A 24444-nucleotide genomic window follows, 5' to 3' on the forward strand; every position below is an offset into this window, starting at 1 on the left:
GGTCAAAAAAGTCACAGCGGTCTGGCCTCGGCCGCACGCCGCCCGGGCGATCATCGAGGATGTTCGCCAAACGGACGGCTGTTTGGGATTGGGCGGGCCAGCCTGCCGGGCGGACCCAGTAGGCGGCGTTTGTGTAGGTATGATGACTGCGCCTGTGGGTAATATTGATTTCCCAAATGAAAACGCGGCCGCGCGGCGTCGCGGCGGTCGCCGGCGTTCAGCTAGACTGTGGAAAATCCAGGCGTTCGCGGGGGCGCCAAAATGCTGTGTGGTTTCGGGGCCACAGCATCTCTGATTTTTCCTTTCTTTCGCACGTGCAGCAAAGGGCGCGATCGGCCGGCGCGGGCTCGCCATGGCCGGCGATATGGTGAAGCATCCCGCCGCCAGCGACAGAACCAGGATCGCCCGATGCCGCTTCGTCTTCCGCCCTTGTCGCCGCTGCGCTTCTTCGAGGCGGCCGGGCGGCTGCAGAGCTTCCGGCTCGCCGCGGCCGAGCTGAACGTGACGCCGAGCGCGGTGAGCCACGCCGTCGTCGGCCTGGAGCGGGCCCTGGGCGTCGAACTGTTCGTTCGCGAGCCGCGGCGGCTGACCCTGACCCCCGAGGGCGCGGACTTCCTGCCCTTCGTCTCCGAGGGACTGTCGCTCATCGCGGTCGGGGCCGAGCGTCTGCCCGACCGACGCGCCGACCGCGCGATCAGGATCAGCTGCGCGCCGACCCTGGCCTCGCGCTGGCTGCTGCCCCGGCTGGGCGGCTTCAGCGCGCTGCGGCCCAAGGCGCAGGTGCATGTGGACACCACCCAGCGCCAGGTCGGCTTCCCCGCCGACGGGTTCGATTTCGCCGTGAGGATGAGCCGCGCCTCGGTCGCCGGCCCGACCTGGACCCGGCTGTTCGGCGAGCGGCTGGTCCCGGTGTGCAGTCCCGCCTGCCGCCAGGCCCTGCTGGACGCCGACGGCCGGGCCGACCTCGGCCGGGCGCGGCTCATCCATGTGGCTCCGGCCGGCGAGGACTGGCGGGTCTGGCTGGAGAAGGCCGGGCTGAAGCACGAGGCCGCCGAGGGCGGCCTCAGCGTCGACACCATCCAGCTGGCGTTCGAGGCCGCCGCGAGGGGGCTGGGCGTGGCGCTCGGCCGGCGGCCGCTGGTCGATGGCGACCTGGCCTCCGGCGCACTGGTCGATCTGGGCCTGCCCGAGGTCGAGGCCGAAACCGCCTATTGGCTGGTGGGCTCCGACGGCGCCGATCGCCGGTCGGACCTCGTCGCTTTCCGGCGTTGGCTGCTGGCCGAGGCGGCGGCGCTCTGAAGGGCGCGGATGGGTGAGCATCCCTCATCCGCCGTTGAAGCCTTCTCGTTTGTGAGGCCGACGCTCGAACGGCATTGTCGAGGCCAGGAGCGTCGAAAATGTCCATTGCGAGTTCAATCCGTCACGCGTTTTCCGGTCGCCGGACCATGGTGATCGTCGTCGCCGGCGCGCTCGTGCTCAGCGCGGCGATGGGCGTGCGGCAGACCTTCGGCCTGTTCATCGGACCGTTCTCCTTCGATCGGGGCCTGCCTGTCACCCTGGTCGCCTTCGCCATCGCCCTGCACAATCTGGTGTGGGGCGCCGCGCAGCCCTTCGCGGGCGCCGCCGCCGACCGTTTCGGCGCGACGCCGGTGGTGGCGTTCGGCGCGGCGGTCTTCGCGGCGGGGCTGGCCCTGGCCGGGGCCGCGCCCAACGGCGCCATGCTGGTGATCGGCATGGGCGTGCTGGTCGGCGTCGGCATCAGCTGCACCAGTTTCGGCGTGGTGCTGACGGCGGTGGGCCGCTCGGCCTCGCCCGAACAGCGCAGCATGGCGATGGGCCTCGCCAGCGCCGGTGGTTCGCTGGGCCAGGTGCTGATGGCGCCGCTGGCCCAGGCGATCAACCAGGCGGCGGGCGTCTCGACCTCGCTGTTCGCGCTGGCCCTGTTGATGCTGGCCGCCATGCCCCTGGGGATCGTCCTCGACCGTGGCCGATCCGCGCCCGCCAAGCCCTCAGGCGCGGCCGGGGAATCGCTTGGGAAAGCGCTGTCATTGGCGTGGCGCCATCGCGGCTACCGGCTGTTGACGCTGGGCTTCTTCACCTGCGGCTTCCAGCTCGCCTTCATCGCCACCCACCTCCCGGGATACTTGTCGCTCTGCCACATGCCCGCCGGCCTGGGCGTGACCGCCCTGGCCCTGATCGGCCTGTTCAACATGGGCGGCAGTTGGGCGTGCGGCTGGCTGGGCGGCCGGCGCCCCCAGCAGAAGGTGCTGGGCTGGCTCTATCTCGTGCGGGGCGCGGCCATCGCCGCCTTCTTCCTGTCGCCCAAGAGCCCGCTGTCGGTGACGGTTTTCGCGGCGGTCATGGGCCTGACCTGGCTGGGCACGGTGCCGCTGACCAGCGGGCTGGTGGCCAAGATCTTCGGCGTGCGCCACCTGGGAACCCTGTTCGGCGTCTGTTTCCTCAGCCACCAGATCGGCTCGTTCCTCGGCGCGTGGCTGGGCGGCTTCGTCTTCGACCAGACCGGGTCCTATACACTGGTCTGGTGGATCACGGCGGCGGCTGGCTTTCTGGCCGCGGGCCTGCACTTCATGATCGACGATCGGCCCGAGGCCGTTCCGCCGGCGCCCGAGCCGCTGGCCGTCTGACGCGCCGCCTCGTCAGCCCGCTTCTCCGGGGCGGCGGCCTTGACGCGGCCGCCAAGTCGGCGGCGGATGTCCGGGGAGGGGGCGGCGACGTCGAGAGAGCGTCATGCGCAAGTTCGGATGGAGATGCGGCGCGGCCCTGGGGCTAGCCGTCGCCGGCGCCGGCGACGCCTCGGCCAGGCCGCCGCCAGCCCCGCCGACGCCGGTGGAGGGGCTGACCGTCATGGGCTCGGCGCCGCCCCAGGTGGTCGCCACCTATCCGGCGCCGTCCGCCGAGGTCGCGCCGGGCGAACTGGTCCTGAAGGTGGTGTTCGACCAGCCGATGACCGAGGCGGGATGGGCCTACAGCCAGGGCGCGGGCGGCGAGCTGCCGCCGTGCCTGGCCCAACCGCGCCTGCTGGCCGACCGCAAGACCTTCGTGCTGCTCTGCATGCTGCGGCCCGACACCCGCTACGCCGTGCGCCTCAACGGCGTGGTCGCGCGCGGCTTCCTCAACGCCGGCGACCGCTCGGCCAGGGCCTACGAGTTCCAGTTCGCCGCCGGCGACGGCGAGCCGGTCCGCACGCTCGACGCGGCCATGCGCGCCGCCGGTCTCAAGGACGACGAGAGCCCGATCATGGGCCGGGGGCCGGCCGCCGGCGCCATCGAATCCCGGCCGCCGGCCGCCGCGCCCTGACCCGGTCAGGCCGCCTTGCGGCGCACCCGATAGGCGCAGCGCCGGGCGCCGAGGAGGATGTGCTCGTCGCGCTCCACCGTGCAGTCCGGTCCCAGGGCTTCCTGGAAGATGGTCAGCTCCGCCCGGCAAAAACCCTGGCAGAACGCCGCCGCCGCGCAGATCGGGCAATGGTTCTCGACCAGCAGCCAGCCGTCGCCGTCCTCTGCGGGCCGCCATTCGGCCATGTAGCCTTCGCCGGTCCTGATCTCGGCGAGCGCCGTCAGCCGCGCCTCGACGTCCTGCGCCGCGGCCAGGGCTGCGCCGTAGGCGACGCGCATCTGGTCCTCGCGCGCGGCGATCAGCTGGTCCAGGGCCTCGGCGCCCAGCACCTCGCGCACGCCGCGGAGCAGGCTGACGGTCAGCTCGGCGTGCCCGTCCGGAAAACGGGCGTGGCCGCGCTCGGTCAGCCGCCAGACCTGGGTCGGACGGCCGACGCCCTGGGCGGTCGTCTGCGCCGTCGCCAGCCCGTCGGCGGCCAACTTGACCAGCTGCTGCCGGGCGTTCTCGCCGGTGGTGCCCAGCGCGGCGCCCAGTTCGGCCGCCGTCTGCGGGCCGCGGCTCTTGAGCAGGGCCAGCAGCCGCTCGGCGGTCGAACGCGGTTGCGGCGAATATTCCAAGTGAGTGGTTGACATAGCCGCTCGGGATTAATATTCCAAATTGTCACTTGTTTTATTAACCGGCCTGTCGGTCGAGCGCAACGCGAAAGCTGCGCGCCTTCGGGTTCCGGGCGTGAAAAAGGAGTTCCGTGATGGCGCAATCGCAAGTGGGCTGGGGCGCGCTGCTGTCGGGAGGGAACGGCGTGCGGTCCATCGCCCTGGCCGGCGGCGTCGCCCTGCACGCCGTCAACGTCTATGTGGCGACCACCATCCTGCCGTCGGTGGTCAAGGACATTGGCGGGCTCGACCTCTACGCCTGGAACACCACGCTGTTCGTGGTGGCCTCGATCATCGGCTCGGCCCTGTCGGCCAGGCTGCTTCAAGGGGCGGGGCCGCGCGGCGCCTACGCGGTCGGCTCGCTGCTGTTCGGCCTGGGCACGTTGATCTGCGCGATCGCGCCTGGAATGCCGGTGCTTCTGCTCGGCCGTCTGGTCCAGGGGCTGGGCGGCGGCTTCCTCTTCGCCCTGTCCTACGCGATGATCCGGATCGTGTTCGCCGAGGCGCTGTGGCCGCGGGCCATGGCCCTGGTCTCGGGCATGTGGGGCGTGGCCACCCTGACCGGGCCGGCGATCGGCGGGATCTTCGCCGAGATCGGCGCCTGGCGGGCGGCCTTCTGGTCGATGGTCCCGGCCACGGCGCTGTTCGCCGCCCTGGCCTTCACCGTCCTGCCGGGGCGCGGCCGCGACGCCGCCGAGCGGTCGAGCCCGCCTCTGACGCAGCTGGCGCTGCTGGGTCTGGCGGTGATGGCCGTGTCGGTCGGCGGCGTGCGCGCCGACCTCGCCTGGAACGTCGGCGGGATCGTCGCGGCCATGGTCCTGCTGACGGCGCTCGTCCTGGTCGAGCGCGGCGCGGCCAAGCGGCTGCTGCCGCGCGGCTCCCTGCGCCTGGCCGCGCCGCTGGGCGTCCTGTTCCTGACCATGTCGCTGCTCTCGATCACCGTGACCTCCAGCGAGATCTTCGTGCCTTTGTTCCTCCAGGTGCTGCACGGACAGTCGCCGCTGGCGGCCGGCTACCTCGCCGCCGCCATGGCCGCCGGGTGGACGACGGGCTCGATCGGCAGCTCGGGCGCCCAGGGGCGGCGGGCCGGGCGAGCCATAGTCCTTGCGCCGCTGTTGGCGTTGATCGGCATGGTGCTGCTGGCCCTGCTGGTTCCGGCGGGCAGCCACGGCGGCTGGCTGTCGCTCGGCCCGATCTGCGCGGCCCTGGCGGCGGTGGGCCTGGGCGTCGGCGTCGGCTGGCCGCACCTGCTGACCCGTATTCTGCAGGTGGCGCCGGCGGACGAGCAGGACCTGGCCTCGGCCTCGATCACCACGGTGCAGCTTTTCGGCACGGCCCTGGGCGCGGCGCTGGCGGGCATGGTGGTCAACCTGGCGGGGCTCACCCATCCGGGCGGCCAGGCCGGGACCTCGAACGCCGCGCTCTGGCTGTTCGTCGTCTTCGCCCTGGCGCCGGTCCTCAGCTTCCTGCCGGCCATGCGCAGCGCCCGGCTGCGGCCGCTCGCCCAAGCCGAGGCCGGATGAGGAAATCTAAATTCCTATCGAAATGATCTGAATTGAGTCCGGCCGCGCGATCCGACCTAGTCGAAGGGTCGAGCGGCTCTGGGCCGAGGCGCGCCGACGCTGAAGCGAAAGGCGCGCCGACATGGCCCAACGACCCCGTTCCCGTCTCCTGACGGTCGCCCTCGGCGTCCTGACGGCCCTCTGGTCCGCAGCCGCCTGGGGGGCGGACGCGCCGGCCCGGCCCGATCCCGACGCGGCCCATGCGCGGGCCCTGGTGCTCGACAGCCACGCCGACATTCCGCTCGACTTCGGCAAGGGCGCCCACGACGCCGGCGTCGACGGCGACCCCCAGGTCGACCTGCCCAAGTTGAAGCGGGGCGGGGTGGGGGCCGTGGTGCTGGCGGTTTTCGCGCCGCAGGGACCGCGCACCCCCGAGGGGATCGCCAAGGCCCGCGCCGTGGCCGACGCCAAGCTGGCCGCCATCCGCGGCGTGGCCGCGTCGCACCCCGACCAGGCGGAACTGGCCCTGAGCGTCGCCGACGTCGTCCGCATCCACGCGGCGGGCAAGGTGGCGGTCATCGCCGGATTCCTCAACGCCTATCCGTTCGGCGCCAGCCTCGCGCCGATCGACGACTACTACGCCGCCGGGGTGCGGACCTTCGGCTTCGTCCACGCCGGCGGCAACGACTACGCCGACTCCTCGCGCCCCGCCGCCGGGCGCGGAGCCGAGTGGGGCGGCTTGTCGCCCCTCGGCCGGCAGGCGGTGGGCAAGCTGAACCGGCTGGGCGTGGTCATCGACGTCTCGCAACTGACGCCCGAGGGGGTGTTGCAGACCGTCGCCCTCAGCAAGGCCCCGGTGATCGCCAGCCATTCGGCGGTGCGCGGCCGGGTGGATTCGCCCCGCAACCTCGGCGACGCCGAGCTGGACGCCATCGCCCGGAGCGGCGGCGTGGTGCAGATCGTCGCCTTCGGTCCCTATCTGGTCAATCCCGGCCCGGGCTACGCCGACAAGGTGCGCGTGGTGCGGGCGCGGTTCGGCCTGTCCGCCGATTTCGCCAAGCCGGCCGACGGAGCCGACGCGCTGGGCGACGAGCGCCGGACGGCCTATGCGCACGAGATCGCCGCCCTCCTGCCCAAGGCGTCGGTCAAGGACCTGGTCGACGCGGTCGACTATGCGGTGCGGCGCATCGGCGTCGACCATGTCGGCCTGGCTTCGGACTTCAATCACGGCGGCGGCGTCGTCGGCTGGAGCAACGAGGGCGAGGCGGCCAACGTCACCCGCGAACTGGTCCGGCGGGGCTATTCCGAGGCCGATGTCGGCAAGATCTGGGGCGGCAACTTCCTGCGGGTGTTCGCCGAGGTCGAAGCCGTCGCCAAGCGCCAGGGCGGCGCGTGACGGAGATCAGGAAAGAAGAGCAGGCGACGCTCTGGCTGGCCGCGGCGATCTATGGCGGCTGGGCGGCGGCGACCCTGCTGCACCGCTGGCTGCCCGGCCCGGTCCTGTTCGCCGTCGGCGGCTGGCTGATCGCCTGGCACGGGTCGTTGCAGCACGAGACCATCCACGGCCACCCCACGCCCTGGCGGCGGGTCAACGCCGCCATCGGCTGGCCGCCGCTGTCCCTGTGGCTGCCCTACGAGCTCTATCGCCGCTCGCATCTGGCCCATCACGCGGCCGAGCACCTGACCCTGCCGGGCGTCGATCCGGAGACGCGCTACCTGCCCGCCGCCAGCGACGAGGGCGCGGGCCGGCGGCTGGCCCTGGCGGCGGCCTGGCTGCAATCGACCCTGGCTGGGCGCATGGTCCTGGGGCCGGTGTTCGAGACCGCCGGCTTCCTGGCGCGCGAAGCCGCGGCCGTGCTGCGGGGGGAGGGCGACCGCCGGCGCCTTTGGGCGGCGCACCTGGTCGGCGTCGCCGCCGTCCTGGCCTGGCTGCACGGCGTCTGCGGCATGGACGTCGGAGACTACCTGCTGTGCTTCGTCTATCCGGGAGCGGCCCTGTCGCTGCTGCGCTCCTTCGCCGAGCACAGGGCGGCTTCCGATCCGCGCGGCCGGGTGGCCGTCGTCGAGCGCGCGCCGGTGCTGGGCCTGCTGTTCCTCAACAACAACCTGCACGCCGTCCATCACGCCCGGCCGGCCGCGCCCTGGCGAACGCTGCCGGCCCTGTACAGCGCCCAGCGCGAAGCCCTGCGGGCGGGCGGCGGCCCGATCTACGACGGCTACCGCGACGTCGCCGCCCGCTACCTGTTCCGGCCGCACGACGCCGCCGTCCATCCGGAGGCGCGAATCGGCTGAGCGCTCGCCGATTCAATCTGCTGTTGCATTGCAGCCACATTTCCTGAATGTGACGCCAAATTATCAAAAATCTGACGATATTGCGGCCGCAACCTATGGTCTTAACCATCAAGGTTGAGTTAGTCGCCGTTGCTCTGGGTTGGGGGGCGTGGGGCCGCCCGCAGTTCAATGGTGGCGATATCGATGATTGCGCGTCGTATCTTGCTTAGTACGTCGATTCTGGCCGGCGCCGTTTTCGCGCTGACGACACAGGCGCAGGCGCAATCGGCGCCCGCCAGTTCCGCGCCCGCCGCCATCGACGAGTTGGTGGTCACCGGCTCGCGCATTGCGCGTCCCAATCTGGATCAGCCGACCCCGATCTCCACCATCTCGCAGAAGTTGATCCGGGACGCCGGCCCGCAGAGCCTTGGCGACATCATCAGCCAACTGCCGGCGGTCAGCTTCAGCGGTACGTTGCGGGCGAACTCCAACAACTTCGGCAACGGCGCCGGCATCAGCTCGATCAACCTGCGCGACCTCGGCCTGAGCCGCACCCTGGTGCTGGTCGACGGCGAGCGCCATGTCGCCGGGGACATCACCACCAACGCCGTCGACGTCAACTCCATCCCCAGCGCCCTGGTCGACCGGGTCGAGGTGATGACGGGCGGCGCGTCGGCGATCTACGGCTCGGACGCGGTGACCGGGGTGGTCAACATCCTGCTCAAGAAGAAGTTCGAAGGCGTCGAGGCCGAGGCCGAACTCGGGGGCGACGACGGCGGCTACGGCCAGAAGTACAGCGCCTCGGTCACCGCTGGCCGCAGCTTCATGGACGACCGGCTGAACGTCGTGGTCACCGGGGCATGGAGCAAGGAAGCCGGGGTCGACGCCCGCAACCTGCCCGCCGCACATAACTACGGGCGGATCGTCAATCCGAACGACATCGCCCCAGGGACATTCGATCCGAACTTCTACAAGAGCGGCTCGCCCATCCGGAACGACGGCATTCCCGACCGCCTGTACGTGCCCAATGTCGGCTCCGACACCGCATCCGTGAACGGGGTGTTGATCAACCCCAACAACGGGCGGCCGATGTTCTCGTTCAATGACGCCGGACAGCTGATCCCGGTTCCGAAGCGCACGGGCTTCAACAGCGCCGGCTTCGGCCAGCTCCCGGCGAATTGCGGCGCGAGCTGCTATTTCAGCGAGGACTACCTGCAACTGGCCTCGCCGTTCGAGAGCAAGGGCGTCAATTTCCGGGTGAACTACGAGGTGACGCCGCACATGCGCGCCTTCCTCGACGCCAAGTTCGTGCAGACCAACACCACCAACACCATTCAGCCGTCGTATTCGATCAACCAGTATCAGCTGGCTCCCGACAACGCCTTCATCGCCCCCGACCTGAGGGCGGCCCTGGCCGGCATGGCGCCGGAGGACTATCCGCTGATCGCCAAGTTCCTCAATCCCGGTCGGACGACGGAGGGGCGCCGCAACACCTATCGTTTCGTCGCGGGCCTCAAGGGCGACATCGACGCCGGGATCGCCGCGATCAACTGGGATGCGACGATCAACTACGGCCAGACCGATTCCCGCTTCACCAACCGCGGGATGCAGATCAACGAGAACTTCGCCGCCGCGCTTGATTCTGTCATCGATCCGGCGACCGGCAAGGCGGCCTGCCGCATCAATGTCGCGTCCGCCCCCCAGACGGGGCAGGGCGCCGGCGCCTTCAACAAAGCGGCCTGCGTTCCGTTCAACCCGTTCGGCCAATTGAACAGCGCAGCGGTGTACGGCTATTCGTTCGGCAGCTACGACACCAACAACAAGCTCAGCCAGCAGGTCGCCAGCCTGAACTTCAACACTGACAGCCGTCGGTTCTTCGAGTTCCAGGGCGGGGCCTTGGGCCTGGCCGCCGGCGCCGAATACCGGATGGAGCGGACGCACGAGACCAACGATCCGTTCGTCCTCGCTGGGAACACCGAGAACCTCGCCGCGAATTCGTCGGGCGGATACAACGTCTACGAAGGCTATGTCGAAGTCAGCGCCCCGATCTTCAAGAACTACCGGCCGGGCCTGAGCGAACTGACCCTGGACGCCGCTTATCGCGGCGCCCACTACAGCACCGTCGGCGACGTCAGCGCCTACAAGTTCAGCGGCGTCTACGGGCCGGTGAGCTGGATCAAGCTGCGGACGACCTATTCGCGCGCGATCCGGGCTCCGAACATCACCGAAGCCTTCCTGCCCTTGACCAGCACCTACTTCAACATCGTAGATCCGTGCAGCGCCGAGAACATCCAGGCCAATGTCAACTACGCGAAGAACTGCCAAGCCGCCGGCCTGCCGCAGAACTTCGTGGCCAATACGAACGCCTCGATCCAGGGGGCCAACAGCGGCAACCCGGGACTGGAGCCCGAAAAGTCGATCAGCTACACGGGCGGGATCGTCATCCAGCCGCCGATCGTGCCGAACCTGGCGATCACGATCGACTACTATGCGATCAAGATAAAGAACGCGATCACGCTGATCAACGAGCAGGACGTGCTCAACAATTGCTACGGAAGCAGCTCTGGTCTCGATGCTCACTATTGTTCGCTGCTGACGCGCGGCGCTGACCACAATATCAACTTCCTCAGCACCACCTATGTGAACGCGTCGAAACTGGAGACCGACGGTCTGGACATCCAGGTCAGCTACGCAGCCAACGTCTCCGGCCTGACCAGCCGCTGGGAGCGCACCCAGTGGATGACCGGCAAGCTGTCGTTCGACATGAACGTCAACTACCTGTTCCACCTGCGGGAGTTCCCATTCCAGAGCAATCCCAGCCAGGTCCACATCGACGAGGGGCGGATCAACAGCGTGACCGGCAGGATCAACCCGCACTGGAAGGGGTTGGCCAGCCTGAGCTACCAGCAAAGCGGCCTGACGCTCACCTGGCAGACCCGCTACATGGGAAGGGCGGCCCTATTCGACCGCGACGCGACGGCGCAGGACCATTCGGAGTCCCTGAACATCCCCTTCGCGGAAGGCGTCTTCTATCACAACCTGATCGCCCGCTACGACTTCGGCGACCAGGCGTTCGGCGGCCATCTCAAGGGCGCGCAGGTCTATGGCGGGGTCAACAACCTGTTCGGCGAGGAGCCGCCGTTCACCCTGATCGGAACCGGCGGCGACATGGGCTACGACCTCGGCCGGTTCCTGTTCGTCGGGCTGAAGGTTCGGCGCTAGGCCTCTTCTCGGCCAGATCGCAATCGTCCTGGGGCGGCCCTCGCGGCCGCCCCTTTTTCTTGTCCCTGTCGGCGTGGTCAGCGGCCGCGGAAGCCTTCCCCGTGCGGATGGTCGCGTTGTTCGTGCGGCTGCGGTTGCGGCCGGGGCGGGGGGCGTTCCGGGCGCGGGGGCGGCGGACGGTCGGGATGGAACGCCGGCCGCTGTTGCGGCGGCGGAAGGCCGGGCGGGCGGGGCCGTTCGGGCGCGGCGGCCATGGCCCGCTGCTCGGCCGGGGGCGGGCCGCGCCAGCCTTGCTGATAGGGCGAAGCCGGGGGCGGGCCGTGGGGTTGCGGGCTGCGCGGCGGCGGTGCGGCGGGGGGACGGCCGTTCCAGGCCGCCGCCGCGCCTTGGGCGGCGGGCGGACGATAGGGCGTCGGCGCGTGGGCGGCGGTCATGCCGGCGCCGTTGAACACCGCCGGCCGCGCCACGGCGCCGATCCGGGGCTGGCCGTGGTTGGCGCGGGCGAAGAAGGCCGGCGTGGCGTGTGCGGCCTCGACGTGCTGCTGCTGCTGCGGCGTCGGCGCGACGTGGGCTTCCTGCGAGAAGGCGCGCTGTTCGGCGGTGGCCCGCGCGGCCGCGCCGCCGGGGCCGCCGTTGTAGCTGACGTTGTTGACCGTGGTCCGGTTCACCACGACGGTCTTGTTGTAGACGTTGGTGACGTTGACGTTGGTGATGTTGGTGACCGAGCGGTTGTAGAAGAACGCGCCCCGGTTCCAATAACCGCCCTGGAAGCCGAAACCGTCGTAGCCGAAGCCGTAGACGACGCCGCCGTAGAAGCCGACGTGCGGGCCCCAGTAGCCGCTGTGGAAGACGTAGTAGCCGTCCGACCAGCCCCACCATCCCGGCGTCCACAGCAGGCCCGGCCGCGGCGCGCGGACCCAGACGCCGGGCACCCAGTAGTAGTCGCCGTCGTCGGGGCTCCAGGCCCAGTAGCCGGGCGTCCAGATGTAGTCCGGTCCCGGAATGGCCGGCTGGACATAGACCGGCAGCGGCGGCGGGGCGAAGCCGATCCGCAGGCTGACGAAGGTCTGCGCCGCGGCCGGCGGCGGCGAGGCGGCGAGGCCGGCGGTCGCGGCGACGACGGCTGCGGCGATTGCGGCGTGAAGGCGGGCCATGACGGCGCTCCCAAGGCTGATGCGCTGTCTGGACCTTGGAACGTCAGGCTTACGCCCGCCGGACGCCAGTCTTACAGTTTGTTGAAGGCCCCGCCCGGCGGCGATCCGCGCGACGCGATCAAGGTCGCCCGCAGGCCCGGGCCGTTGTCCTCCAGCGTCAGGCGGCCGTCGTGGAGCTTGGCGCAGGCGGCGGCGATCGCCAGCCCCAGGCCCGAGCCCGGGCTGGAGCGGCTGGCGTCCAGGCGCACGAAACGCTCCTGCACGCGGTCGCGCGCCTCGGCCGGGACGCCGGGGCCGTCGTCGGCGACGATGAACCGGACGGCCTCGGCGTCTTCCTCCAGCGCCAGCTCGATCCGCGCCCCCGCGCCGGCGTAGCGCACGGCGTTGTGCAGCAGGTTGCCCAGGGCCTGCCGCAACAAGAGGTCGTGGCCGGACATCGCAACCGGCTCCGGCGGGGTTCTGACCGTCAGGGTCTGGCCGGCGTCCTCGACCACCGGCGCGAACAGCTCGGCGACCTCGGCCACGGTCGCGGCCGCGTCCAGCGGCGCCAGCATCTCGCGCGACACGCCGGACTCGGCCCGGGCGATGTCGAGCAGGGCGCCGAAGGTGGCCAGCACCCGTTCGCATTCGCCGTGGGCGGTCTCGATCAGGTCCAGCCGGCGGGTCTCGCCGGCCTCCGGCGCCAGGGCCTCGGACAGGGCGGCCCGCAGCCGGGTCAGGGGCGAGCGCAGGTCGTGGGCCAGGCTGTCGGTGACGCTCTGCATGCCGGTCATCAGCGCCTCGATGCGGGCGAGCATGGCGTTGAGCGCGACGGCGATGTGGTCGAAGGCGTCGTCCGCCGCCCCGACCGGCGCGCGGGCCGACAGGTCGCCGCCGGCGATGCGGTCGGCGGCGTCGGCGATGCCCCGGGCCCGCCGCACCATCAGCCCGCCCAGCCAGATGCTGGCGGCGGCGACGATGGCCAGGCTGCACAGCATGGCGGCGGCGACCGCGCCCATGATCGCCCAGCGGAAGGCGGTGCGGTCGGCCAGGTTCTCGTAGATGGCCAGGGTCCCGCCCACCGACATCGGCTGCACCAGCACGTCGTAGTCCGCCTCCTCGTCGCCGGCGCCGGCGTGGACGGTCGAAAAGCCGGGCGGCGGCATCTGCTCCATGGTCAGGAGGTCGTCGCCGCCGAGGCGGCGGCCGGCGTTGTCGAAGACGGCGTAGCGGAAGGCGCCCACCTGGTGCTGGGCGCGCTGGTCGAGGGCCTGGGCGAGGGGCTTTAGCCCCTCGGCGTGGGCGAAGGCGACGAAATAGTCGCGGGCGGTGGCCGCCACCGCCCGCTGCCGGGCCTCGATCAGGCTCTCGCCGGCCAGGTCGGCGACGGCGAGGCCGACGAGCAGGGCCAGCGTCACGGCGGCCAAGGCCACCAGGGCGAGGCTGGCGGGCTTGGCGCCCAGGGGCTTGAAGGCGATCAAGGCGTCTCCGCCAGGCGATAGCCCGACCCGCGCACGGTGTGGAGCAGCGGGGTCTCGAAACCGTCGTCGATCTTCTTGCGCAGGCGGCTGACGTGGGTGTCGATCAGGCTGGTGTGCGGATCGAAGCGGTAGTCCCACACCTCCTCGAGCAGCATGGTGCGGGTGACCACGCGGCCGGCGTGGCGCAACAGGTATTCCAGCAGCTTCATCTCGCGCGGCAACAGGTCGAGGCCGCGCCCGGCCCGCGTCACCCGCCGGGTGAGCAGGTCGAGGCTGAGGTCGCCGCAGGTCAGCCGGGTCTGGGCCTGGGAGGGCGCGCCCCGGCGCAGGAGGCCGTCCAGCCGGGCGGACAGCTCGGCGAAACCGAACGGCTTGGTCAAATAGTCGTCGCCGCCGGCCCGCAGCCCCTTGACCCGCTCGTCCAGGTGGGCGAGCGCGCTGAGGATGATGATCGGCGTCTGCACGCCGGCCGCGCGCAGGGCCTTGATCACCGACAGGCCGTCCATGCCGGGCAGCATGCGGTCCATGACCACCGCGTCGAAGGTCGAAGAGCTGGCCAGATAGAGCCCGTCGCGGCCGTCCGCTGACAGTTCGACGGTGAAGCCCTCCTCGCGCAGGCCCTTGAGGATGTAGTCGGCGGTTTCGGCGTCGTCTTCGACGACGAGGATGCGTCGGCTCATGGGCGCCTTTCAGCAGGCGCCGCCGGCCCGGCGGCGCGATCGGAGGGTCAACCTTTCGAGACGCAGGCGCGCATGAAGGCGTCGTACGTGCCGTTACGCACTTTTTGCGCCTGCCACACCCTTTCGCAAGCCGCCGTCTTGTCGGGCGGGGGCGGGGCGGGCCTGACGACCGGCGGCGGTCTCGGCGCGGGCGGTCTCGGCGCGGGCGGTCTTGGCGGAGGCGGCCTGGGCGGCGGTCGCGGGGCCGGTCTCGGCGGCGGCCTGGGCGGCGGGGCGTGCGGCGGCCCGGCTCCGGCCGCGCCCGCCGAGGCCAGGATCATGGCGGCCAGGACCGCGATGGGCAGACAGCGCATGGAGCGTTCCTCGCGCGAGCGGACGCCGTGGGCGGCTATCGCGCGACTTGACCATGGCCGTCCCACAGGCGTCCAACCCCGGCCTGTCAAATTTGTAAGGTCGCCCTGTAGCAATCTCGCAACTTTGTAAGGCGGGCGACCGGCGGCTGTCAGCCGGCGCGGCGATGGTCATCAAGGCATGGCCGACCGCCTGTAGGATCAGCCGGCGGCCGGGTCGCCGGTCTCTCTGGAGCGAGGAAACGATGCGCCGTTTCGACCTGCGTCGCGGAGCCGTCAGCGCGATCGCCCTCTTGGCCTGCCTCGCCGTCGAGGCGCCGGCCGTCGCCGCGCCGACCGTCAATCTGGCCCTGCTCGACCGCGTGACCTGGGGCGTCAACGCCTCCAGCGCCGCGGCCATGGCCGCCCTGGGGCCGGACCGCTATGTCGAGCGCCAGCTCCAGGCCTCGCCCAGGGACCGCCTGCCGCCGCAGGCCCAGGCCCAGGTCGACGCCCTGAGGATCACGCAGGAGCCGATGGTCAATCTGGTCGTCGACATCGACCAGCAGGGGAAGGCGGCCAACGCCCTGACCGACCCCGACCAGAAGAAGGCCGCGCAGCAGGCCTATCAGCAGACGATGAGCGACCTGGCCAAGCAGGCGATGACCCGTTCGCTGCTGCGCGCGCTCTATTCGCCCGACCAGCTTCTGGAGCAGACGACCTGGTTCTGGATGAACCATTTCAGCGTCCACCAGTACAAGTCGAACATCCGGGTGATGATCGGCGACTATGAGGAGAACGCCATCCGCGCCCACGCCCTGGGCAGGTTCCGCGACCTGCTGTCGGCGACGCTGCATCACCCGGTGATGCTGCGCTACCTCGACAACGACCAGAACGCCGTCGGCCACATCAACGAGAACTACGCCCGCGAGATCATGGAGCTGCACACCATGGGCGTGGGCTCGGGCTATACCCAGAAGGACGTCGAGGAGCTGGCGCGCATCCTCACCGGGGTCGGCGTCAACCAGACGTCCACCCCCCCGAAGGTCAAGCCCCAGCTCCAGGACCAGTACGTCCACGCCGGCCTGTTCGAGTTCAATCCCAACCGCCACGACTATGGCGACAAGGTCTTTCTGGGCCATGTCATCAAGGGCCGGGGCCTGGCCGAGGTCGACGAGGCGCTGGACATTCTGGCCCGCGAGCCGGCGACGGCGCGGCACGTCTCGCGCCAGCTTGCGACCTATTTCGTCGCCGACGATCCGGCGCCGGCCCTGGTGGAGCGCATGGCCTCGACCTTCCGGCGCACCGACGGCGACATCGCCGCCGTGCTGCGGACCATGTTCGCCTCGCCCGAGTTCAAGGCCTCCCTGCACGGCAAGTTCAAGGACCCCGCGCACTATGTCGTTTCGGCGGTGCGGCTGGCCTATGACGACAAGGTCGTCCTCAACGTCGCGCCGATGCAGGGCTGGCTGGGCCGGATGGCCGAGCCGCTCTACGGCCGCGAGACGCCGGACGGCTATCCGCTGGGCGAGGCGGCGTGGTCGGGACCGGGCGGCATGGCCACGCGGTTCGAGATCGCGCGCCAGATCGGTTCGGGTTCGGCCGGCCTGTTCAAGGCCGACGGCCCGCAGCCGCAGGAGCGGCCCGCCTTCCCGCTGATCGCCAACGCCCTCTACTTCAACGGCCTGTCCCAGACCCTGACCGAGCGGACGCGCGGCGTGCTGGACCAGGCGACCTCGCCCCAGGACTGGAACACCCTGTTCCTGTCCTCACCGGAATTCATGCGCCGCTGAGGAGGCTTCCATGGATCGTCGAACCCTGCTGCTGAGCGCCGGCGCCCTGGCCCCGGCTGTGCTGGCCGGACGGGTCTGGGCCGCGCCCGCCGCCTCGACCCGCCTGCTGGTGGTGTTCCTGCGCGGCGCCTACGACGCCGCCAACGTCGTCGTGCCGGTGTCGAGCGACTTCTACTATCAGGCGCGGCCGACCCTCGCGATCGCCCGGCCGGGGCCGGACCCCAACGCCGCCCTGCGGCTGGACGCCGACTGGGGCCTGCACCCGGCGCTGCGCGACACTATCTGGCCGCTGTACCAGAAGGGGCAGGCGGCGTTCGTTCCCTTCGCGGGCACCGACGACACTTCGCGCAGCCATTTCGAGACCCAGGACACCATCGAGCTGGGCCAGCCCTGGGGCGGCGGCCGCAACTACCGCTCGGGCTTCATGGGTCGCCTGGCCGGGCAGATCGCCGGCGTCGATCCCATCGCCTTCACCGACCAGCTGCCGCTGACCTTCCAGGGGTCGCGCACCGTGCCCAACATGCAGCTGGCCAATGTCGGCAAGCCGGGGGTCGACGACCGCGAGAGCCGGCTGATCGAAGCCATGTACCAGGGCGACGCTTTGGCCCCGGCCGTGGCCTCGGGCTTCAAGGTCCGCAACGAGGTCTATCAGTCGATCTCGAAGGAGATGCAGGCGGCCAACCGCAACGCCGTCTCGCCCAAGGGCTTCGAGCTGGCGGCCCGGCGCATCGGCGGCCTGATGCGCGACCGCTTCAACCTGGGCTTCGTCGACGTCGGCGGCTGGGACACCCACGTCAACCAGGGCGCGGCGAGCGGCTATCTGGCCGGGCGGCTCGGCGAACTGGGGCGCGGCCTCAGCGGCTTCGCCGACGAGATCGGGCCCAAGGCCTGGAACGACACCGTGGTGGTGGTGGTCAGCGAGTTCGGCCGCACCTTCCGCGAGAACGGCGACCGCGGCACCGACCACGGCCACGGCAGCGCTTACTGGGTGCTCGGCGGCGGGATCAAGGGCGGCCGCGTCCTCGGCGAACAGGTCAAGGTCGAGCAGGCCAGCCTGTTCCAGAACCGCGACTACCCTGTCCTCACCGACTATCGCGCCCTGATGGGCGGCCTGTTCCGGCGCGTCTACGGGTTCGACCAGGCTCGCCTGCAGGCGGTCTTCCCGCAGGCCCAGTCCAAGGACATCGGCCTGGTCTGATCCGCCAGGCCTTCATTCTCGCAACGGAGTTCAGCCTCGTGATCGCAAACCGTTCCGCGCGCCGCGCCGCCCTCGGCCTCGGCCTGATCCTCGCCGCTGGGGCCGCCGGCCTGGCGGGCTGTGTCGACGAGCCCCCGCGCGAGCGGGTCGTGGTCCAGGAGCGCATCGTCGTCCGTGGACCGCCCCCGCCGCCGCGCGAAGAGGTGATCATCGCCGCCCCCGGCCCCGTCGAGCGCTTCGTCTGGGATCCTGGCCACTGGGCCTGGGACGGCCGCGGCTACCGCTGGTCGCCGGGACACTGGATCGAGCGCCGGACGCCGGGCGCGGTCTGGGAGCCGGCCCATTGGGCGCAGCGGGGCGAGGGCTGGGTCTTCGTGCCGGGGCGCTGGCGCTACTGACGCCCGGGGGGCGGCGCGGGCCGGGTTCTAGAACCAGGCCCGCACGCCGATCACCAGGCCGGCGCCCTCGATCTTGTCGCCGTCATGCCGGGCGAAGTCGGCGGTGTGTCCGAACTTGCGCTCGTAGGAGAGGCCGACATAGGGCGCGAAGCGGCGCGTGACCTCGTAGCGGAGGCGCAGGCCGATCTCGGCGTCCGAGATCCCCGATCCGATCTTGGCGTCCGGTTCGTCGCCAGCGGCCAGATTGACCTCGGCGCGCGGCTGCAGGATCAGCCGCTGGGTGATGCGGTGGTCGTAATAGCCCTCCAGCCGGCCGCGGACGTCGCCCCTGTCCGAGACGAACACCGCCCCCTCGACCTCGAACCAGTAGGGCGCGAGGCCCTCGAAGCCGAGCACGGCGAAGGTGCGGTTCGGCCGGGGCCTGAGGTCGTAGCGCAGGCCGGCCTGCAGGTTGAAATAGGGGCCGACCGCCCGAGAATAGAGGGCCTGGATCTCGGCTGCGTCCACGCCGCGCCGGCCTGAGCCCTCGCCCTCCGACTTGAGCGCCAGGCGGTTCACGTCGCCGCCGAACCAGCCTTCGCCCGACCAGCGATAGCCGCCCCCGCCCAACCCTGACCGCCATTCGCCGACGTTCAGCAGCACCATGGCGGCGGGCGCGCCGCCATGCTCCCTGGCCAGTTGCGCGCGGGCCGCCGCCATCGCCGCCGAGTCGAAATAGCGGTCGGCCGCATGGTCGCCGGGCGCGGCCGCCGGCGCCGGCGTCGCGGGAGGAGCCGGCGCTTGCGGCGCGGCTTGCATCGTCGACATGTCGTGCCCGGCGTGGGGATCGGCTGCGGCCGGGCCCATGTCCATGCCCGGCATGGCGTCGTGGCCGCCGGCCGCCGGCTGCGCCGTCGGGGGCGGGGGCGTCGCCTCGCCCATCCCTTGCATCTGCGACATGTCGTGTCCGGCGTGGGCGCCGTGATCGACGGCCTGGGCCTGGGCCTGGGCCTGGGCCTGGGCGGGGGCGGCCAGGATCAGCGGCAGCGCCGCCGAGAGCGCGGCTAGGGCCGGCCGGTTCACGCGGCGGCTCCTTCCAGCGGGCGCACGCTGAACACCTGAAACATGCCGGCGTGCATGTGGTAGATCATGTGGCAGTGGAACGCCCAGTCGCCGGCCTCGGCGGTGAAGTCCCACGCGACCTTTCCCCCTGGCGCGACGATCACCGTGTGCTTGCGCGGCGCGTGACCCGCTGGGCCGTGCGCCAGCTCGAAGAAGTGTCCGTGCAGGTGGATGGGGTGGGCCATCATGGTGTCGTTGATCAGGGTGACGCGCACGCGCTCGCCGCGTTCGAAGGCGTAGGGGGCGACAGCCTCGCTGAACTTGCGGCCGTCGAACCCCCACATGAAGCGCTCCATGTTGCCGGTCAGGCGGATGTCGAGCGCCCGGCTGGGCGGGCGCGGGTCGGCGTTCGGCGCCAGCGCCACGAGGTCGCGATAGACCAGGACGCGATGGCCGACGCTCTCAAGGCCCTGGCCCGCCTCGCCCGTCCGGTCGGCCGGCATGGGCGAGATGGCCTGCACCCCCGGTCCCAGCCTGAGCCCCAGCGCGTTGGCCGGGTCGCGCATGGCCATGCTCATGCCGGGCATGTCGTTCATCTCGCCCATGACGTCCGACCCCCGCGCGCGCGGCGGCGCCATGCCGGGCGCCGGCGCGGCGGCCATGCCGGCCATGTCGTGGCCCATGGCGGCGTGGTCCATCCCGGCATGGTCCATCCCGCCGCCGGACGCGTGGGCCCCCATGTCCATGCCCATGTCCTTCATGGTCGCCAGCGGCCGCTCGCGCAGCGGCGGGAAAGCCGGGCTCATGCCGGGACGGGGGGCTAGGGCGCCCCTGCCCATGCCGGAGCGGTCGACGGCCTCGGCGACCAGGGCGTAGGCGCGGTCCTCGGCCGGGCGGACGATGACGTCGTAAGTCTCGGCGTTGCCGATCTGGAGCTCGTCGACCTCGACCGGCCGCACGTCCTGGCCGTCGGCGCTGACCACGGTCATCTTCAGGCCGGGCAGGCGGACATTGAAGATCATCTGGGCGGCGGCGTTGACGAGCCGCAGGCGCACCCGCTCGCCGGGGGTGAACAGGCCGGTCCAGCCGTCGGCCGGGCCCCGGCCGTTGACCAGGAACTTCATCTCCGCCCCGGTGACGTCGGCGATGTCGGTCGGGTCCATCCGCATCCTGGCCCAGGACAGCCGCTCGCGCGCCGTCTGGTCCCGGCCCGCCAGCAGGCCGCCCAGGGTCTGCTTGCGGAAGTTGAACACGCCGGGCTGCTGTTTCAGGCGTTTGAAGATCTGGTGGGGGTGGGTGAAGCTGAAGTCGGCCAGCACGACCACGTGCTCGCGGTCGAACGGCGCCGGCTCGGCCTCCTTCGGATCGATGACGATGGGGCCGTAGAGGCCCTCGGCCTCCTGCAGGCCGGAATGGCTGTGGTACCAGTAGGTGCCCGACTGCCTGACGGTGAACTCGTAGACGAAGGTCTCGCCGGGCTTGATCCCCGGAAAGCTGACCCCCGGCACCCCGTCCATCTGGAACGGCACCAGCAGGCCGTGCCAGTGGATCGAGGTCTCCTCGGCCAGGCGGTTGGTCACCGACAGCCGGACCTTCTGGCCTTCCTTGAGACGGATCAACGGTCCCGGCGACAGGCCGTTGACCGTGGCGGCGTGGGCCATGCGGCCGTCGACGGAGACCATGGCGCGGTCGATGGTCAAGGCGATGTCCGGCCCGGTCAGGACGCCGGCTCCAGGCGCGGGCTGCGCGGCCGGGGCATGCCCCGAGGTCGCGGCGCGGGCCCAGGCCGGCGCCAGGCCGGCGAGCGCCGCGCCGCCGCCCATGGCCGCGCCGACGCGCAGCAGCCGTCTGCGGTGGATGTCCGTCATCGCCATACCCTACGCCAAGCCGAAGGAAGCCGCGCGACGGGCGCGGCCTCGAACCTTCAATACGCGCGAGGCGGCCCGGCCCCTCGGCCGGCGGCGTCAGAAGGCCAGGAGCAGGTCCTCCGACAGGGCGGCGGCCAGCAGGGCGCAGCCCAGCAGCACGGCGGCGGCGATCTTGGTCCGCAGCGATCCAGAGCGTCTGATCATTGGTTTTTCCTCCCCCTCGCCGACATTACGCCCGTGGGGCGGTCAGCCCTCTCACCATATGCGCGCCCGCGCCCCGGGCGCCAGATAAAGCCGGTCGCCGGGCCGGACGTCGAAGGCCCGGTACCAGGCGTCGATGTTGCGGACGACGCCGTTGACGCGGAACACCGACGGGCTGTGCGGGTCGGAGACAAGGTCCTGGCGCAACTGCGCGTCGCGGATGACCTCGCGATAGGTCTGGGCCCAGGACAGGAAGAAGCGTTGCTCGCCGGTGAAGCCGCCGACCCTGGGCGCGCGTCCGCCGCGCAGGGACAGCCGGTAGGCCTCCAGCGCCACGCGCAGGCCGCCGTTGTCGCCGATGTTCTCGCCCAGCGTCGACCGTCCGTCGATCCGCCGGCCGGGGATCGGCTCGTAGGCCGCGTACTGCTCGACCAGCCGGCCGGTCAGGGCCTTGAAACGGGCGGCGTCGGCCGGGCTCCACCAGTCGCGCTGGGCGCCGCGCCCGTCGGTCTTGGCGCCCTGGTCGTCGAAGGCGTGGCCCATCTCGTGACCGATGACCCCGCCTATGCCGCCGAAATTGACCGCCGGATCGGCGGCGGGGTCGAAATAGGGCGGTTGCAGGATCGCCGCCGGGAAGACGATCTCGTTGAAGAAGGCGTTGTAGTAGGCGTTCACCGTCTGGGGCGTCATGCCCCACTCGTCGCGGTCGGTCGGCTGGCCGAGGCGGCCGACGCGCCGCCGCCAGTCCCAGCCCAGGGCCCGCTTGCGGTTGCCGACCGGATCGTCGGCGCGGGTCTCCAGGCCCGAATAGTCGCGCCAGCGGTCGGGATAGCCGACCTTGACCCGCAGCCTGGAAAGCTTGTCGAGGGCCGCCGCCTTGGTGGCGTCCGACATCCAGTCCAACGCCCGGATGCGGATGGCGTAGGCCGAGCGGAGATCCTCGACCAGGGCGGTGATCCGCGCCTTGGCCGCCGGCGGGAAGCGACGGGCGACATAGAGCCGGCCGACCGCCTCGCCCACGGCCGCGTTCACCGCCGAGACGGCGCGGCGCCAGCGCTCACGCGGCCTGGGCTGGCCGGCGAGGACGCGGCCGTTGAAGCCGAAGGCGAGGTCGTCGAACGCGGGCGGCAGGATGTCGGCCATGCCGTTGAGGCAGCGGAAGGTCATGTAGGCGCGCCAGGTCTCGACCGGCGTGGCGCGGAAGAGCGCCGTCAGCGCCTGGACCGCGCTGTCCTCTTTGACCACGAACAGGTCGTGGGCCGGCAGGTCCATAGCCGCCAGCGCGGCGTCCCAGGGATAGGCCGGCGCGAAGGCCTTCAGTCCGGCCCGCGACATCGGGTGATAGGTGAGGTCGCGGTCGTTGCGCTTGTCGCGCGGCCACTGCCGGCGCGCGATCTCGGTCTCCAGGGCCGCCACCGCCTGGGCCGCCGCCTCGGGCGACGGAACGCCGGCCAGGGCGAGCATGGCGGCGACATAGGCGCCGAACGCCTCGCGGACCTCGGCGAAGCGCCGGTCGTCGGTCAGGTAATAGTCGCGGTCGGGCAGGCTGAGGCCTGACTGGACGATGTTCATCGCATAGCGGTCAGGATCGCGGGCGTCCGGCCAGGGGCTGATCGACAAGGGACCGCCGAGCGGCAGGTCGGGGCGCGCCATCAGGGCCGCGACTTCCTCGTGCGTGCGGGCGGCGCCGATCTGCGCCAAGTCGGCGAAGAGCGGCGACAGCCCGGCCCTGGCGATCGCCGCGACGTCGAGATAGGCCCTATAGGTGTCGGCGATCCTGCGGCCGTCCGAACCGGGCGGGCCGGGCGCGGCCGAGGCGGCCTCGATGATCTCGCGGACGTCGCGCTCGGCGTCGGCGCGCAGGCTGAAGAACGGCCCCCAGGAGGTGCGGTCCGGCGGTATCGCCGTGGTGCGCATCCAGGTTCCGCCGGCGTAGCGGGCGAAGTCGTCGCCGGGGCGCACCGACCGGTCCATGCCGGCGAGATCGAAACCCCACGGCGTGATCCTGGCGCGGCTCGCCGCCCAGCCCGGCCTCGCGGCGAGCGATCCCAGGGCGGCGGCGAGGAGGGCGCGGCGGTTCATCGCCGCCAATCATGTAGGCGCCTACGAGATCGTCAAGGCCTGACGTGAGGCCCTGCCGCGAGGCTTGCGGGCGCGAGGCGGCTCAGCGCGAGCGGCCGCGCGCCGCCACCGGCCAAAGCGCGCGCAGGGTGTCGGCCTGGACCACGTGGTAGGTGTCGTAGAGGTTGACGGTGGGGTCGCAGTGCGGCGCGGCCAGGGTGACCACGTCGGCCAGGCCCGGCGCCTGCTCGGGCGGAACCAGCAGGGCGCCGTGCTCGTCGCCCATGAAGAAGTACTTGGCGTCGGTCGGCGCGCCGGCCAGCACCACGGGCGGGTCGGCGTCGGTCGAGAACGCCTTGAACCCGGCGTCGAGCGTCACCAGGCCGGGTGAATTGGCGCTGACCACCCGCGCGTCGACCATCAGGGCGGTCTCGAACGGCGCCTCGCCGCCCTCGCCGGTCAGGTCGCAGGCCAGGTACTGGCTGTCCATGAACACGTAGGAGCCGACCTGGAGTTCGGTGAATAGGTCGAGTTCGGCGTCGATGCGGTGGGTGCCGGTGCCGCCGCCGGTGACGATCTCCGGCGCGCCGCCCCCGGCGGACAGGGCCGCCACGATGGCGCGGATGTGTTCGGCGCGGTCCTCCATCGCCGCCTTGCGGTCGGCGAAGCCCTCGATGTGCTGCTGCATGCCGCAATAGCACTGGACGCCGGCGTAGGTCAGGGCCGGCTGGGCCCGGATGGCCCGCAGCAGGGCGACGGCGGCCTCGGGCGTGGCGACGCCGGTGCGGCGGATGCCGGGATCGATGTCGATGACCACCTTCAGCGCCTTGCCGCCCGCCGCCGCCGCGCCCAGGGCGCGGACGTTGTCGGGGTGGTCGACCACGCACATCAGGTCCTCGGTGCGGGCGTTCAGCGCGACGAGGCGGGCGATGGCCGGGGCGGAGACCACCGGCGAGGTGACGTGCAGGCCGGCGGTCACGCCGCCGTCGGCCAGGGCCTCGGCCTCGCCCAGCTTGGCGCAGCAGGCGCCGATCGCGCCGGCGGCGATCTGGCGGCGGGCGATCTCGGGGCTCTTGTGGGTCTTGGCGTGGGGGCGGAGCTTCAGCCCCTTGGCGGCGGCGAAGGCCGCCATCCGCTCGATGTTGCGCGTCAGCGCGTCCAGGTCGACGACCAGGGCGGGCGTGTTGAGGTCCCGGCGGGAGCCCTGGCGGTCGATCAGATGGCCGTGCAGTTCCTGGTCGTTCATGGCGCGGGTC

At 71.3% G+C, this 24444-nt stretch carries 18 protein-coding genes; 10 read left to right on the forward strand and 8 right to left on the reverse strand.

The features are described from left to right. The first annotated feature begins 408 nt into the window (after positions 1-408). The 3 genes from C5708_RS04130 to C5708_RS04140 all read left to right on the forward strand — a co-directional run bounded on the left by C5708_RS04130 (position 409) and on the right by C5708_RS04140 (position 3318). A complete protein-coding gene (locus C5708_RS04130; protein WP_242918164.1) occupies positions 409-1299 on the forward strand; it encodes a LysR substrate-binding domain-containing protein in 891 nt (296 codons plus the stop codon). A 146-nt stretch (positions 1300-1445) separates the two neighbouring features. Then, positions 1446-2645, forward strand: coding sequence for an MFS transporter (locus tag C5708_RS04135; RefSeq protein ID WP_242918166.1), 1200 nt, complete (start codon positions 1446-1448; stop codon positions 2643-2645). A gap of 103 nt (positions 2646-2748) precedes the next feature. Next, positions 2749-3318, forward strand: coding sequence for a hypothetical protein (locus C5708_RS04140; RefSeq protein ID WP_242918168.1), 570 nt, complete (start codon positions 2749-2751; stop codon positions 3316-3318). Between the two features lie 5 nt (positions 3319-3323). Here C5708_RS04140 and C5708_RS04145 read toward each other — a convergent pair whose 3' ends face one another. Then, the gene (locus C5708_RS04145; RefSeq protein WP_242918170.1) at positions 3324-3989 is read right to left on the reverse strand and encodes a metalloregulator ArsR/SmtB family transcription factor; all 666 of its coding nucleotides are present in this window, start codon (positions 3987-3989) and stop codon (positions 3324-3326) included. Between the two features lie 116 nt (positions 3990-4105). On the opposite strand from C5708_RS04145, the gene C5708_RS04150 reads away from it, so the two are divergent. The 4 genes from C5708_RS04150 to C5708_RS04165 all read left to right on the forward strand — a co-directional run bounded on the left by C5708_RS04150 (position 4106) and on the right by C5708_RS04165 (position 11005). Continuing rightward, positions 4106-5533: an MFS transporter gene (locus tag C5708_RS04150; RefSeq protein ID WP_242918172.1), complete on the forward strand. Its 1428-nt coding sequence runs from the start codon at positions 4106-4108 to the stop codon at positions 5531-5533. A 121-nt stretch (positions 5534-5654) separates the two neighbouring features. Then, positions 5655-6908 carry a dipeptidase gene (locus C5708_RS04155; RefSeq protein ID WP_242918173.1) on the forward strand — a complete coding sequence of 418 codons (1254 nt, stop codon included), beginning with the start codon at positions 5655-5657 and terminating at the stop codon, positions 6906-6908. Further along, a complete protein-coding gene (locus tag C5708_RS04160; protein WP_242918175.1) occupies positions 6905-7804 on the forward strand; it encodes a fatty acid desaturase in 900 nt (299 codons plus the stop codon). Before C5708_RS04155 ends, C5708_RS04160 begins: the two co-directional genes overlap by 4 nt. A gap of 201 nt (positions 7805-8005) precedes the next feature. Further along, on the forward strand, positions 8006-11005 hold the full coding sequence (locus C5708_RS04165; RefSeq protein WP_242918177.1) for a TonB-dependent receptor: 3000 nt from the start codon (positions 8006-8008) through the stop codon (positions 11003-11005). A 77-nt stretch (positions 11006-11082) separates the two neighbouring features. On the opposite strand, the gene C5708_RS04170 is transcribed toward C5708_RS04165, so the two are convergent. The 3 genes from C5708_RS04170 to C5708_RS04180 all read right to left on the reverse strand — a co-directional run bounded on the left by C5708_RS04170 (position 11083) and on the right by C5708_RS04180 (position 14299). Next, on the reverse strand, positions 11083-12159 hold the full coding sequence (locus C5708_RS04170) for a YXWGXW repeat-containing protein (protein ID WP_242918179.1): 1077 nt from the start codon (positions 12157-12159) through the stop codon (positions 11083-11085). 71 nt (positions 12160-12230) lie between these two features. After that, positions 12231-13619 (reverse strand): HAMP domain-containing sensor histidine kinase, encoded by a 1389-nt coding sequence (locus tag C5708_RS04175; protein WP_242918181.1) that lies wholly within the window; start codon positions 13617-13619, stop codon positions 12231-12233. Further along, on the reverse strand, positions 13616-14299 hold the full coding sequence (locus C5708_RS04180; RefSeq protein WP_242918183.1) for a response regulator transcription factor: 684 nt from the start codon (positions 14297-14299) through the stop codon (positions 13616-13618). The genes C5708_RS04175 and C5708_RS04180 overlap by 4 nt, the downstream gene beginning before the upstream one ends. 595 nt (positions 14300-14894) lie before the next feature. Between C5708_RS04180 and C5708_RS04185 the strand changes: the two genes are divergently transcribed. Genes C5708_RS04185 through C5708_RS04195 form a run of 3 tightly spaced genes read left to right on the forward strand, consistent with a single transcriptional unit; the run spans position 14895 to position 18017 of the window. Continuing rightward, a complete protein-coding gene (locus tag C5708_RS04185) occupies positions 14895-16421 on the forward strand; it encodes a DUF1800 domain-containing protein (protein ID WP_242918185.1) in 1527 nt (508 codons plus the stop codon). A 10-nt stretch (positions 16422-16431) separates the two neighbouring features. Further along, complete coding sequence (locus C5708_RS04190; protein WP_242918187.1) at positions 16432-17619, forward strand: DUF1501 domain-containing protein; 1188 nt, start codon at positions 16432-16434, stop codon at positions 17617-17619. A 38-nt stretch (positions 17620-17657) separates the two neighbouring features. Further along, positions 17658-18017 carry a hypothetical protein gene (locus C5708_RS04195; RefSeq protein WP_242918189.1) on the forward strand — a complete coding sequence of 120 codons (360 nt, stop codon included), beginning with the start codon at positions 17658-17660 and terminating at the stop codon, positions 18015-18017. Positions 18018-18044: 27 nt separating this feature from the next. On the opposite strand, the gene C5708_RS04200 is transcribed toward C5708_RS04195, so the two are convergent. The 4 genes from C5708_RS04200 to C5708_RS04215 form a co-directional block, all read right to left on the reverse strand. Beyond that, complete coding sequence (locus C5708_RS04200) at positions 18045-19079, reverse strand: copper resistance protein B (RefSeq protein WP_242918191.1); 1035 nt, start codon at positions 19077-19079, stop codon at positions 18045-18047. Next, positions 19076-20926 carry a copper resistance system multicopper oxidase gene (locus tag C5708_RS04205; protein WP_242918193.1) on the reverse strand — a complete coding sequence of 617 codons (1851 nt, stop codon included), beginning with the start codon at positions 20924-20926 and terminating at the stop codon, positions 19076-19078. Before C5708_RS04205 ends, C5708_RS04200 begins: the two co-directional genes overlap by 4 nt. A 255-nt stretch (positions 20927-21181) precedes the next feature. Continuing rightward, positions 21182-23209, reverse strand: coding sequence for a M13 family metallopeptidase (locus C5708_RS04210; RefSeq protein WP_242918195.1), 2028 nt, complete (start codon positions 23207-23209; stop codon positions 21182-21184). An 82-nt stretch (positions 23210-23291) separates the two neighbouring features. Further along, positions 23292-24434 carry a DSD1 family PLP-dependent enzyme gene (locus C5708_RS04215; protein WP_242918197.1) on the reverse strand — a complete coding sequence of 381 codons (1143 nt, stop codon included), beginning with the start codon at positions 24432-24434 and terminating at the stop codon, positions 23292-23294. Positions 24435-24444: the final 10 nt, after the last annotated feature.

Source organism: Caulobacter sp. CCUG 60055 (genome assembly GCF_022750545.1).
Lineage (GTDB): Bacteria > Pseudomonadota > Alphaproteobacteria > Caulobacterales > Caulobacteraceae > PUIC01.